This is a genomic window from Pseudomonas sp. 13B_3.2_Bac1, assembly GCF_025466205.1.
Lineage (GTDB): Bacteria > Pseudomonadota > Gammaproteobacteria > Pseudomonadales > Pseudomonadaceae > Aquipseudomonas > Aquipseudomonas fluorescens_H.
On the sequence record NZ_JANLOG010000060.1, the window covers coordinates 1 to 12,468 of the forward strand.

The window sequence follows — 12,468 nt, forward strand, 5'->3', positions numbered from 1 at the left end:
AAGGGTTTTGCAGTGCTCTTAAATTGCGTTGTGGCTCTTGAGCCAGCCGAGACCGGCCTCGGTGGTGGTCAGCGGCTTGTATTCGCAACCGACCCAACCCTGGTAACCGATGCGATCCAGGTGTTCGAACAGGAAGCGGTAGTTGATTTCACCGGTGCCCGGCTCGTTGCGCCCCGGGTTGTCCGCGAGCTGCACGTGGTTGATCTCGCCCAGGTGCGATTGCAGGGTGCGGGCCAGATCGCCTTCCATGATTTGCATGTGATAGATGTCGTATTGCAGGAACAGATTGGTGCTGCCGACCTGCTCGCGAATCGACAGGGCTTGCGCCGTGTTGTTCAGGTAGAAACCCGGGATGTCGCGGGTGTTGATCGCTTCCATCACCAGTTTGATACCGGCCGCCTGCAGTTTGTCGGCCGCGTACTTGAGGTTGGCGACGAAGGTTTTCTCCACGGTCACATCATCAATGCCTTGCGGACGGATACCGGCCAGGCAGTTGACCTGGGTGTTGCCCAGCACCTGCGCGTAGGCAATCGCCAGATCGACCCCGGCGCGGAATTCTTCGACCCGATCCGGCAGACACGCGATACCGCGCTCGCCCTTGGCCCAGTCACCGGCCGGCAGGTTGAACAGCACTTGGGTCAGACCGTTGGCATCGAGCCTGGCCTTGATTTCGGCAGAGCTGAAATCGTACGGGAACAGGTATTCCACACCACTGAAACCGGCTTTGGCGGCGGCGTCGAAACGGGCAAGGAAATCCTGTTCGGTGAACAGCATGGACAGGTTGGCTGCGAAACGCGGCATGGTGGTCTCCCGTAAATCTTGTGAGGATCCCCTTGTGGGAGCGGGCTTGTGTGGCGAGGGAGTTTGCTCCCGCTGGGGCGCGTAGCGGCCCCAAAAGCTTTACGACTGCTTCGCAGCCGAGCGGGAGCAAGCTCCCTCGCCACATGGCCCGCTCTCACAGGGAGAGCGGTCAGCAGTTAATCAAGCAACGAAATCGCCGTTGGCGCGTCGTTGCCGACCAGTGCCAGGTCTTCGAATTCGTTGACGGCGTTGATCTCGGTCCCCATGGAGATGTTGGTCACACGCTCCAGGATGATCTCGACAATCACCGGTACCTTGAACTCTTCGATCATCTGTTCGGCCTTGCGCAGGGCAGGGGCGATTTCCGATGGTTCGAACACCCGCAGGGCCTTACAGCCGAGGCCTTCGGCGACTGCGATGTGGTCGACACCGTAACCGTTGAGTTCCGGCGCGTTCAGGTTATCGAAGGACAGCTGCACGCAGTAGTCCATTTCGAACCCGCGCTGGGCCTGACGGATCAGCCCCAGGTACGAGTTGTTCACCACGACGTGGATGTAAGGCAATTTGAACTGAGCGCCGACCGCCAGCTCCTCGATCATGAACTGGAAGTCATAGTCCCCCGACAGGGCCACGACTTTCCGGCTCGGATCGGCCTTGACCACGCCCAGCGCCGCCGGAATGGTCCAGCCCAACGGGCCGGCCTGACCGCAGTTGATCCAGTGACGCGGCTTGTAGACGTGCAGGAACTGCGCGCCGGCAATCTGCGACAGACCAATGGTGCTGACGTAGCAGGTGTCCTTGCCGAACACCTGGTTCATCTCTTCGTAAACGCGCTGCGGCTTGACCGGTACGTTGTCGAAGTGGGTCTTGCGGTGCAGGCTGGCTTTGCGTTGCTGGCAATCCTGCAGCCAGGCGCTACGGTTTTTCAGCTTGCCGGCGGCTTGCCATTCACGGGCGACTTCGATGAACACGGTCAGCGCGGCAGCGGCGTCGGAGACGATGCCCAGATCCGGAGTGAACACGCGGCCGATCTGCGTGCCTTCGATGTCAACGTGAATGAACTTGCGGCCTTCGGTGTAGACGTCGACCGAACCGGTGTGACGGTTGGCCCAACGGTTACCGATGCCCAGCACCACGTCGGATTTCAGCAACGTGGCGTTGCCGTAACGGTGCGAGGTCTGCAGACCGACCATGCCGACCATCAACGGGTGATCGTCCGGAATGGTGCCCCAGCCCATCAGGGTCGGGATCACCGGAATACCGGTCAGCTCGGCGAACTCCACCAGCAGATCGCTGGCGTCGGCGTTGATGATGCCGCCACCAGCCACCAGCAATGGACGCTCGGCCTGATCCAGCAGGGCCAAAGCCTTCTCGACCTGAATGCGGGTCGCGGTTGGCTTGGCCAGCGGCAGCGGCTGGTAGGCGTCGATGTCGAATTCGATTTCAGCCATCTGCACGTCGAACGGCAGGTCGATCAGCACCGGGCCTGGACGGCCGGAGCGCATTTCGTAAAAGGCTTTCTGGAATGCGTAAGGCACTTGGCCCGGCTCCAGAACCGTGGTCGCCCACTTGGTGACGGGCTTGACGATGCTGGTGATGTCGACCGCCTGGAAGTCTTCCTTGTGCATACGGGCGCGGGGTGCCTGGCCGGTGATGCAGAGGATAGGGATCGAGTCGGCCGAGGCGCTGTAGAGCCCGGTGACCATGTCGGTACCGGCAGGGCCGGACGTACCGATGCACACGCCGATGTTGCCGGCCTTGGTGCGGGTGTAACCCTCGGCCATGTGTGACGCGCCTTCGACGTGGCGAGCGAGGACGTGATCGATGCCACCGACTTTCTGCAGGGCGGAGTACAGCGGGTTGATCGCAGCACCCGGAATGCCAAAAGCGGTATCAACCCCTTCACGGCGCATCACCAGAACGGCGGCTTCGATTGCTCTCATTTTGCTCATGGTTTTGTGCCTCTTTACGTTTTGTAATTGTATACAAGTGGCTTTGCGCAGAGTGTATTCACGGCGGACGGCGCAGGTCAATCCATTTTCTCAAGCGTCTGTTTCATTCGTCGGAAGCCGGTTTTGCTGTGGCTTTTCGTCGCATGTGGCGCCTTTCGAGAATTATTGTATACAAAAAAATAATTCATTGTGTTCTATTTGTGGCATCGGTCTGCGGCACTTGAGCGCAGCCCCACGACTTTCCCAATAACAAAATGAGGACGGCACCATGAGCGCTTTAACCTTGAAAGTCGCAGTCAACCTGGTCAACCAGGCCATCAGCACCGGACGCGGCATCAACGCCGCGCCGCTGACCATCGCGGTACTCGATACTGGCGGCCACCTGATCACCCTGCAACGCGAAGACGGCGCCAGCCTGCTGCGCCCGAACATCGCCATCGGCAAAGCCTGGGGCGCCATCGCCCTAGGCAAGGGCTCACGCCTGCTGGCGCTGGACGCCCAACAACGCCCGGCGTTCATCGCCGCACTCAACAGCATGGGCCAGGGCAGCGTCGTCCCGGCCCCGGGCGGAGTGTTGATTCGTGATCAGGCGGGGAATGTGCTGGGCGCGATCGGGATCAGCGGCGATCTGTCGGATATTGATGAGCAAGTGGCGATCAAAGCGGTGGAGGCGCTGGATTTGAGGGCGGATGCGGGGGTGGCGGCTTGATTTTGTAGCGTCTGAACTGAAGTCTTCGCGAGCAAGCTCGCTCCCACAGCTTTGTGTTCTGACACATGAAGTGTGAACACCTCAAATCCACTGTGGGAGCGAGCTTGCTCGCGAAGGCGATTCAACGGACACATCTGGCTAACAGTCTTGACGCTTCCTCCCCGTGTGCAGATCTAACCTTTCAGGTCATCTCTTGAAAGGTGCAAAGGAATGCCGAAACTGTCCGCTTCACATCGCTTGCGCTTTGGTCGTTACGACGAGCCCAACCGAATTTATCTACTGACTGCCAATACCCTATATCGCGAACCCGTTTTCCGCGATTTTGCGTTGGGCAGGTTGGTCGTTGCCCAATTTCGAAGCGCCCAAGAGCAGGACTTTGCCGACTCTTTGGCGTGGGTAGTTATGCCTGACCACTTTCATTGGTTGATCGATTTGAAGCGAGGTTCCTTAAGTGACCTGATGCAACGGACAAAATCCTTAAGCGCGCGGGCAGTGAATCTGGCTGCGAAAAGAGAAGGCAGTTTATGGCAGCAAGGATTTCACGATAGGGCGCTACGGCGAGAGGAGGATCTGGTGAAAATAGCGCGATATGTCGTGGCCAACCCATTGCGGGCAGGTTTAGTGCAGAAGCTTGGCGACTATCCGCTGTGGGATGCCATTTGGGTCTGACAGTCAAACCTGGTCGCTCCATTCGCGAGCAAGCTCGCTCCCACATTGGATCTGCGGCGTTCACAAATCCCCGTGGGAGCGAGCTTGCTCGCGAAGCGCTCAACGAGGTCTATCAGTCCGGCTCACACCCCTTCAACACCAACCGAATAATCGTCTGCGCCGCCGCCTCGTAATCCGCCTCGTCCAGTTTGTCCTTGCCGGTGACCGCAGAGATCTGCCAGTCGAAGTCGGCGTAGGTCTGGGTCGCGGCCCAGATGCTGAACATCAGGTGGTTGGGGTCGATCGGGGCGATCTGGCCGCGGTCGATCCAGCTCTGGATGCAGTCGATGTTGTGCTTGGCCTGGCTGTTGAGCTGCTCGACCAGGTCGGCGCTGAGGTGCGGGGCGCCGTGCATGATTTCGCTGGCGAACACCTTGGAGGCGAAGGGCAGGTCGCGGGAGATGCGGATCTTCGAGCGGATGTAGCCACTGAGCACTTCGCTCGGCACGCCGTCCGGGTTGAACGGAGTCGAGGCCTGCAGGATCGGCACGATGATGCTTTCCAGGACCTCGCGGTAGAGGTTTTCCTTGGACTTGAAGTAGTAGTAGACGTTGGGCTTGGGCAATCCTGCCTTGGCGGCGATGTCGCTGGTTTTGGTCGCAGCGAAGCCTTTGTCGGCAAATTCCTCACTGGCGGCACGCAGGATCAGTTCTTTGTTGCGCTCGCGGATTGTGCTCATAAACCCGGTGGTTCCTTGCCTGTTCTGGCGGTTGCGCATGGTAGCACCGGCCTCGCGCAGCGCTCAAGAATGCCCCGGCCACGGGGCGGACGGACTTCGCTGTCTCGGGGCTGAACGAACCTGCAGATCTTTGGGTGAACTCGGGAGGCGCTGCTAGAGTTCAAGGCAGCGATCAAGCCATTGGCCAGGGATTTGCCTTGTATGGCCGGGCTTCACTTTCAATTGCCGTGTGTGATTGTCGGCCTGTTCGAGTGAAATACCGTGGAAAAACGCAGACGCAGCAAAATCGCCTGGGCCATCGTTGTGCTGGGGCTTGTATTGCTGGCAGTGGTGCTGTGGCTGTTCCTCGCGTCGAACCAGCGCAAGCCCAAGCCACCGCCGCCGGCCGAACCCGTGGCAACGGTCGCAGTCAAGTTGCAGGATGTGCCGGTGTACATCGACGCCCTCGGCACCGTCACCCCGACCCGCAGCGTGACAGTGATCACCCAAGTCGACGGAATTTTAAGCTCGGTCGAATTTCAGGAAGGCCAGCAGGTGCGCAAGGGCCAGGTGATCGCCCGCATCGATGACCGCGCACTCAAGGCGCAATTGGCGGTGGCCAAGGGTACGCTGATGCACGATCAGGCGTTGCTTGCCAACGCCGTGCGCGATTTGGCGCGCTATCGCGAGCTGATCAAGGTCGGTTCCACCACCCAGCAAACCCTCGATACCCAGGCCTCCCTGGTGCAGCAACTGCAAGGTACGGTCGCTTCCGATCAGGGCAGCGTGCAGAACCTCGAAGTGCAATTGAGTTATTGCACCATCACCTCGCCGGTGGATGGCGTGGTCGGCCTGCGCCAGGTCGATCCCGGCAACTACGTGACCACCACCAGCACCACCGGGATTGCGGTCATCACCCAGATGACCCCGGCCACGGTGGTGTTCGCCGTGCCCGAAGATGATCTGGGCGCAATCAATCAGGCCATGGCCAAGGGGCCGGTGACGGTGCTGGCCTACGACCGCAACAAGCACAATCTGCTGGCCACTGGCAGTCTGCTGGCGCTGGACAACCAGGTCGATACCAGCACCGGCACGATCAAGGTCAAGGCGCAGTTTGATGATGCGGGCAAGGCGCTGTTCCCCAATCAGTTCGTCAATGCGCGACTCAAGGCCGACACGCTGACCCAGATCAGCGTGGTGCCGACCCGGGCGATCCAGCACGGCAGCAAGGGCGATTTCGTGTTCGTCGTGGTCGATCCGGGCAACAAGGTCAGCCTGCGCAACATCAAGACCGGCCCGGCGACGGGGGACGTCTCGGCAGTGCTCGACAACGGCGTGAAGGCCGGTGAGCAGGTGGTCACCGAGGGCGCCGACAAACTCGACGATGGCTCTGCGGTGAAAGTCGTCGCGCAGTGAGGAGGCGCCCAACATGAACGTCTCGCGCCCCTTCATCGAACGCCCGGTCGCTACCACGCTGTTGATGGTGGCGGTGCTGTTGCTGGGCATGCTCGGTTATCACTTGCTGTCGGTGTCTGCGTTGCCCGAGGTCGATTACCCGACTATCCAGGTATTCACTCAATACCCCGGCGCGAGTCCCGAGGTGATCAGTTCGTCGATCACCGCGCCGCTGGAGCGTCAGCTCGGCGAGATGCCGGGCCTCAAATCGATGAACTCCACCAGCTCCGACGGCGCTTCGGTGGTGACCCTGCAATTCGATCTGTCGCTGTCGCTGGATGTCGCCGAGCAGGAAGTGCAGGCCGCGATCAACGCCGCCGGCACGTTCCTGCCGGCCAACCTGCCGTACCCGCCGGTGTACAGCAAGGTCAATCCGGCCGACGCGCCGGTGCTGACCCTGTCGCTGACCTCCGACGTGCTGCCGCTGACCAAGGTTGAAGACCTCGCCGACACGCGGCTGGCGCAGAAAATTTCGCAGATCACCGGTGTCGGCCTGGTCACCATCAGCGGCGGTCAGCGCCCGGCGGTGCGGGTCGAGGCCAACACCTCGGCGCTGAACAATCTCGGTCTGTCCCTTGATGACCTGCGCACTTCGCTGGGCACGGCCAACGTCAATCAGGCCAAGGGCAATATCGACGGCAAATATCAGGCGTATTCGATCGGCACCAACGACCAGTTGCAGTCGGCCGAGGAGTATCGCGACCTGGTGATCGCCTACAAGAACGGCGCGCCGATCCGTCTGTCGCAGATCGCCAGTTCGACCCAGGGCCCGGAGAATCCACGTCAGGCCGCGTGGACCAATAGCACGCCATCAATTGTCCTGAATATCCAGCGCCAACCCGGCGCCAACGTGATCGACGTGGTTGACCGTGTGCAGCAACTGTTGCCCAAGTTGCGCGCCAGTCTGCCGGCGACGCTCAAGGTCAACGTGCTCACCGATCGCACGCAAACCATTCGTGCCTCGGTCACCGACGTGCAGTACGAACTGGGCGTGGCGGTGCTGCTGGTGGTGATCGTGATTTTCCTGTTCCTGCGCAATCTCCCGGCGACGATCATTCCGGCGGTAACCGTGCCGCTGACCCTGATCGGTACACTTGCAGTGGCCTATGGGCTGGGCTTTTCGCTGAATAACCTGACGTTGATGGCGCTGACCATCGCCATCGGTTTCGTGGTCGATGACGCCATCGTCATGATCGAAAACATCACCCGTTACATCGAGGCCGGCGACTCGCCGATGGAGGCTGCGCTCAAGGGCTCGGAGCAGATCGGCTTCACGATCATTTCGCTGTCGGTGGCGCTGATCGCGGTGATGATTCCGCTGTTGTTCATGGGCGATGTGGTCGGGCGATTGTTCCGTGAATTTGCCATGACCGTAGCGGTGACCATCGTCATCTCGGCGCTGATCACCCTGACCCTGACGCCAATGATGTGCTCGCGCATGCTCAAGCACAGGCACGAGGAGCGCCGGGTCGATTTCTTCGACCGGATCAATGGCTATTACGTCAAAGGCCTGGACTGGGTGTTGCTGCACCGCGGGCTGACGCTGATTTCCATTGTGTTCACCGGGGCACTGACCCTGCTGATCATCGTGGTGATGCCCAAGGGCTTTTTCCCCGAGCAGGACACCGGGCTGATCCAGGGTATTTCCCAGGCCTCGCCGACAATTTCCTTCCAGCAGATGCAGATCGAACAGCAACGGCTGGCCGCACGAATTCTGAAAGATCCAGCGGTGGCCAGCCTGTCGTCGTTCGTCGGTATCGACCAGACCAACCCGACGATCAATCAGGGCAACCTGCTGATCAACCTCAAGCCCCACGGCGACCGCGACAGCAGCGCGGCAGTGATTCGCCGGCTCTCGGACGCCAACGCCGACGACGCCGGGATTCGCCTGTACCTGCACAGCGTGCAGGACCTGACGCTGGACGCCACGGTCTCGACCACCAGCTACCGCCTCGGCCTGCAGGCCACCGACCCGGATGAGCTGGAGCAGTGGACCAACACATTGCTGGCGGCGATCAAGCAGGACCCGATGTTCACCGATGTGCAGAGTCAGGCGATGCAGTTCGGCAATCAGATCCAGCTCAACTTCGACCGGGCCACCGCTTCACGTCTGGGGATCACCCCGCAGGCCATCGACGATGTGCTGTACGACGCCTTCGGCCAGCGTCAGGTGTCGACCATTTACACCCAGCTCAACCAGTATCACGTAGTGATTGCCACTGATCATCCGCCGCACAATCTGGCCGATTTGCTGACCGGGCTCTACGTCGATATTCCCGGCGGCGGGGTGGCACCGCTGTCCAGCATGGCGACCATGCAGGTGATTCGCGCGCCGGTGACCATCAACCGCCTCGGGCAATTTCCCTATGCCGACGTGTCGTTCAACCTCGCCCCCGGCCAGACCCTTGGTGCTGCGGTGACCCGGCTCAACGAGATCGAAGCCAAGGCCGGCCTGCCGCTGTCGGTGCAGGCCAATCTGGAGGGGGCGGCGGCGACGTTCGAGGCGTCACTGTCGAATCAGGTGTTTCTGGTGCTGGCGGCGATCATCGTCGTGTACCTGATGCTGGGCATTCTCTACGAGAGCTTCGTGCACCCGGTGACGATTCTTTCGACCTTGCTCTCGGCAGCGCTGGGCGCGCTGCTGGCGTTGCTGATCACCGGCACGCAGTTCGACATCATCGGCCTGATCGGCATCGTGCTGTTGATCGGGATCGTGATGAAGAACGGCATCATGATGGTCGACTTCGCGCTGGAGCTTGAGCGCGAGGGCGGACTCGATGCCGTGGCGGCGATTCGTCAGGCGGCCGAGCTGCGTTTTCGGCCGATCCTGATGACCAGCATGGCCTCGCTGTTTGGCGCGGTGCCGCTGGCGCTGGGTACCGGGATCGGTTCGGAGCTGCGTCATCCGCTGGGCATCGCGATCATCGGCGGGCTGCTGCTCAGTCAGTTGTTGACGCTGTTTTCGACCCCGGTGATTTTCCTCGCCATGCACAGTCTGGAGCAGCGTTTCACTCGGCGCCGGCCAGCGCTGGTCGAGGCCTATCGCGATGAACCTTAGCGCGCCGTTCATCCAGCGCCCGATCGCCACCACGTTGCTGGCGGTGGGGCTGGCGCTGTTCGGCGTGTTGGCGTTCAACCTGCTGCCAGTGGCGCCGCTGCCGGAAGTGGATTTCCCCACCATCAGCGTGCGCGCTTCGTTGCCCGGCGCTGATCCGAGCACTGTCGCATCGTCGGTGGCGACGCCGCTGGAGCGCCAGTTCGGGCAGATCGCCGGGGTCACTGAAATGACCTCGTCGAGTTCGCTGGGGGCGACGCGCATCACCCTGCAGTTCGACCTCAACCGCGACATCGACGGCGCCGCCCGGGACGTGCAGGCGGCGATCAACGCGGCGCGCAGCAATCTGCCGAGCGACCTGTCCGGCAACCCGACCTACCGCAAGGTCAACCCGGCCGACTCGCCGATCCTGATCCTCAGCCTGACCTCCGACACCGCGACACGCGGACAGATGTATGACGTGGCCTCGACCCTGCTTGAGCAACGCCTGTTGCAAACCACCGGGGTCGGCGACGTCACGGTGGGCGGCGCGGCGCTGCCGGCGGTACGCATCGAGCTCAACCCGGATCGGCTCAACCGCTATGGCGTCAGCCTCGAACAGGTGCGCCAGGTGATTCAGGCGTCCAACGTCAATCTGCCCAAGGGCACGGTGGCGCTCGGCGCTCAATCCTATGGCCTCAAGGCCAACGACATGCTCTACCAGGGCGCCGATTACGGGCCGTTGGTGGTGAAGAAAAACAATGGCGATCTGGTGCGCATTTCCGATCTGGGCGACGTCACCGAAGACGTCGAAGACCTGCGCAACTTCGGCCTGTCCAACGGCAAACCAGCGGTGCTGCTGGTGGTGTTCAAGCAGCCCGGGGCCAACGTCATCGACACCGTGGATGCGGTGAAGGCCGACCTGCCGTTTCTGCAAAGTTCGATCCCTTCGGCGATCAAGATCAACATCCTGATGGATCGCACCACCACCATTCGTGCGTCGTTGCATGACGTGGAAATGACCCTGCTGATTTCCATCGCACTGGTGACGCTGGTGACGTTCGCGTTCTTCCGCGACTGGCGCAGCACGCTGATCCCGGCCATTGTCGTGCCGTTGTCGCTGCTCGGCACGTTTGGTGCGATGTACTTTCTCGGCTATAGCCTGAACAACCTGTCGTTGATGGCGCTGACCATTTCCACCGGGTTTGTGGTGGACGATGCGATCGTGGTGGTCGAGAACATCATGCGCCATCTGGAGAAGGGCGAAAGCCGTGTGCAGGCGGCGCTGGCCGGGGCGCGCGAGGTCGGCTTCACGGTGATGACCATCAGTGTGTCGCTGGTGGCGGTGTTCATTCCGTTGCTGCTGATGGGCGGCATAGTCGGGCGACTGTTTCGCGAGTTTTCGATTTCGCTGTCGGTGGCCATCGTGATTTCGATGCTGGTATCACTGACCGTGACGCCGATGCTCGCCAGCGTGCTGCTGCGTACCAATGAGCAGGCTGGGGACGGCGAAGATCACCCGGATTCGCGCTTTCACCGCTTCTATGACCGCACCCTGGGCTGGGTGGTGGAGCATTCGTTCTTGATGGGGTTGCTGACGTTGCTGGTGATCGTGCTGGCGTGCGTCCTGTACGTGATGGTGCCCAAGGGCTTTTTCCCGCAGGAAGACACCGGGCGCATGTCCGGCAGCATCATCGCGGCGCAGAGCATTTCCTTCGGGGCGATCCAGTCGAACTTCAGCGAGATCAACCAGAAGGTGCTGAGCAATCCGAACGTGGCCACCGTCGGTGGTTTTGTCGGCGGTGGCGGCGGGATCGGCGGCGCGGTGAACAGTGCGCAGTTGTTCATTACCCTCAAATCACTGGCTGATCGCAAGGACAGCGCCGATCAGGTCATCGGGCAGATTCGCCGCACCCTGGGCGACATGCCCGGCACGCGCCTGTACCTGCAATCAGCGCAGGACATCACCGTTGGCGGGCGGCAGAGCGGGGCGCAATATCAGTACACGATGACCGCCGATGACCAGAGCACCCTCGATGAATGGGTGCCCAAAGTCGTGGCGGCGCTGCACACCTTGCCGCAACTGACCGACATCAACACCGATCAGCAGGACAACAGCCTGATGGCCAGCGTCACCGTCAATCGTGATGCGGCGGCGCGACTGGGCGTGAGCATGTCGGCCATCGACCAGACGCTGTACGACGCGTTCGGCCAGCGTCAGGTCTCGACCATCTACCGTTCCGCCAACCAATACCACGTAGTGATGGAAGTTGCGCCGCCGTACTGGGCTGACCCGGCCACCCTGAAAAATGTCTACGTGCCGGTGGGCACGGCGGCCGTCACCACCAAGGGCGCTGCGGCGGCACCGAACCTCAGCGCCACCGCCTCGCAACCGTTGGTACCACTGTCGGCTGTTGCTGATTATTCGGTGGGGCGCACAGCGATTTCGATCAGTCATCAGGGCACCTTTCCAGCGGTGACCGCTTCGTTCAACCTCGCGCCAGGCGTATCCATCGGTCAGGCGACGGCGTTAGTTGAAAACGCCGTGAAGCAATTGCGCATGCCGGCCAGCGTGGTCGGCCAGTTCGCCGGCACCGCGCAGGTGTTCCAGTCTTCGGTGGCCAGTGAACCGTTGCTGATCGTCGCGGCGCTGCTGTCGGTGTATGTCGTGCTGGGGATGCTTTACGAGAGTCTGGTGCATCCGCTGACGATTCTTTCGACCTTGCCCTCGGCCGGGGTCGGTGCCTTGATCGCGTTGCTGCTGACGGGGACTGAACTGTCGATCATCGCGCTGGTGGGGGTGATTCTGCTGATCGGGATCGTGAAGAAGAACGCGATCATGATGATCGACTTCGCCATCACCGAGCGCCGTGAATTCGGCCTGAGCGCGAAAGAAGCGATTCGCCGCGCCTGTCTGATCCGTTTCCGGCCGATCATGATGACCACGCTGGCGGCAATTCTTGGCGCGCTGCCGCTGGTGCTCGGCACCGGCTATGGCTCGGAGCTGCGCCGACCGTTGGGGATTTCGATCATTGGCGGCTTGCTGTTCAGCCAGTTGCTGACGCTGTACACCACGCCGGTGATCTACCTTTGGCTGGATCGGGCGTCGCAGCGCCTGAAGCGTAAGGAGCAATAGATGAAACGTCGCAAA

General features: G+C 61.3%; 8 protein-coding genes. 5 read left to right on the forward strand and 3 right to left on the reverse strand.

The window, feature by feature from the left end; translation table 11 throughout:
- Nucleotides 1-18 precede the first annotated feature (18 nt).
- Both hyi and gcl read right to left on the reverse strand, forming a co-directional pair.
- Nucleotides 19-801 (reverse strand): hydroxypyruvate isomerase, encoded by a 783-nt coding sequence (hyi, locus tag NTD85_RS09565; protein WP_262142019.1) that lies wholly within the window; start codon nt 799-801, stop codon nt 19-21.
- 176 nt (nt 802-977) lie between these two features.
- The gene (gcl, locus tag NTD85_RS09570) at nt 978-2,753 is read right to left on the reverse strand and encodes a glyoxylate carboligase (RefSeq protein WP_003222966.1); all 1,776 of its coding nucleotides are present in this window, start codon (nt 2,751-2,753) and stop codon (nt 978-980) included.
- A 268-nt stretch (nt 2,754-3,021) separates the two neighbouring features.
- On the opposite strand from gcl, the gene NTD85_RS09575 reads away from it, so the two are divergent.
- Together NTD85_RS09575 and NTD85_RS09580 are read left to right on the forward strand one after the other, a co-directional pair.
- On the forward strand, nt 3,022-3,462 hold the full coding sequence (locus NTD85_RS09575) for a GlcG/HbpS family heme-binding protein (RefSeq protein WP_003222968.1): 441 nt from the start codon (nt 3,022-3,024) through the stop codon (nt 3,460-3,462).
- Nucleotides 3,463-3,672: 210 nt separating this feature from the next.
- Nucleotides 3,673-4,131: an REP-associated tyrosine transposase gene (locus NTD85_RS09580; RefSeq protein ID WP_262142020.1), complete on the forward strand. Its 459-nt coding sequence runs from the start codon at nt 3,673-3,675 to the stop codon at nt 4,129-4,131.
- 112 nt (nt 4,132-4,243) lie between these two features.
- On the opposite strand, the gene NTD85_RS09585 is transcribed toward NTD85_RS09580, so the two are convergent.
- On the reverse strand, nt 4,244-4,849 hold the full coding sequence (locus tag NTD85_RS09585) for a TetR/AcrR family transcriptional regulator (protein WP_007969638.1): 606 nt from the start codon (nt 4,847-4,849) through the stop codon (nt 4,244-4,246).
- 261 nt (nt 4,850-5,110) lie between these two features.
- Between NTD85_RS09585 and NTD85_RS09590 the strand changes: the two genes are divergently transcribed.
- Genes NTD85_RS09590 through NTD85_RS09600 form a run of 3 tightly spaced genes read left to right on the forward strand, consistent with a single transcriptional unit; the run spans nt 5,111 to nt 12,453 of the window.
- Nucleotides 5,111-6,244 (forward strand): efflux RND transporter periplasmic adaptor subunit, encoded by a 1,134-nt coding sequence (locus NTD85_RS09590; protein WP_003222969.1) that lies wholly within the window; start codon nt 5,111-5,113, stop codon nt 6,242-6,244.
- Nucleotides 6,245-6,257: 13 nt separating this feature from the next.
- On the forward strand, nt 6,258-9,341 hold the full coding sequence (locus NTD85_RS09595; protein WP_262142021.1) for an efflux RND transporter permease subunit: 3,084 nt from the start codon (nt 6,258-6,260) through the stop codon (nt 9,339-9,341).
- Nucleotides 9,331-12,453, forward strand: a complete 3,123-nt coding sequence (locus NTD85_RS09600; protein WP_103486061.1) for an efflux RND transporter permease subunit — start codon at nt 9,331-9,333, stop codon at nt 12,451-12,453. The genes NTD85_RS09595 and NTD85_RS09600 overlap by 11 nt, the downstream gene beginning before the upstream one ends.
- Nucleotides 12,454-12,468 lie beyond the last annotated feature (15 nt).

Excerpts from the sequence above, each read along its gene's own strand:
- hyi (WP_262142019.1), bottom strand. The coding sequence starts at position 801 with ATGCCGCGTTTCGCAGCCAACCTGTCCATGCTGTTCACCGAACAGGAT.
- gcl (WP_003222966.1), bottom strand. The coding sequence starts at position 2,753 with ATGAGCAAAATGAGAGCAATCGAAGCCGCCGTTCTGGTGATGCGCCGT.
- NTD85_RS09575 (WP_003222968.1), top strand. The coding sequence starts at position 3,022 with ATGAGCGCTTTAACCTTGAAAGTCGCAGTCAACCTGGTCAACCAGGCC.
- NTD85_RS09580 (WP_262142020.1), top strand. The coding sequence starts at position 3,673 with ATGCCGAAACTGTCCGCTTCACATCGCTTGCGCTTTGGTCGTTACGAC.
- NTD85_RS09585 (WP_007969638.1), bottom strand. The coding sequence starts at position 4,849 with ATGAGCACAATCCGCGAGCGCAACAAAGAACTGATCCTGCGTGCCGCC.
- NTD85_RS09595 (WP_262142021.1), top strand. The coding sequence starts at position 6,258 with ATGAACGTCTCGCGCCCCTTCATCGAACGCCCGGTCGCTACCACGCTG.
- NTD85_RS09600 (WP_103486061.1), top strand. The coding sequence starts at position 9,331 with ATGAACCTTAGCGCGCCGTTCATCCAGCGCCCGATCGCCACCACGTTG.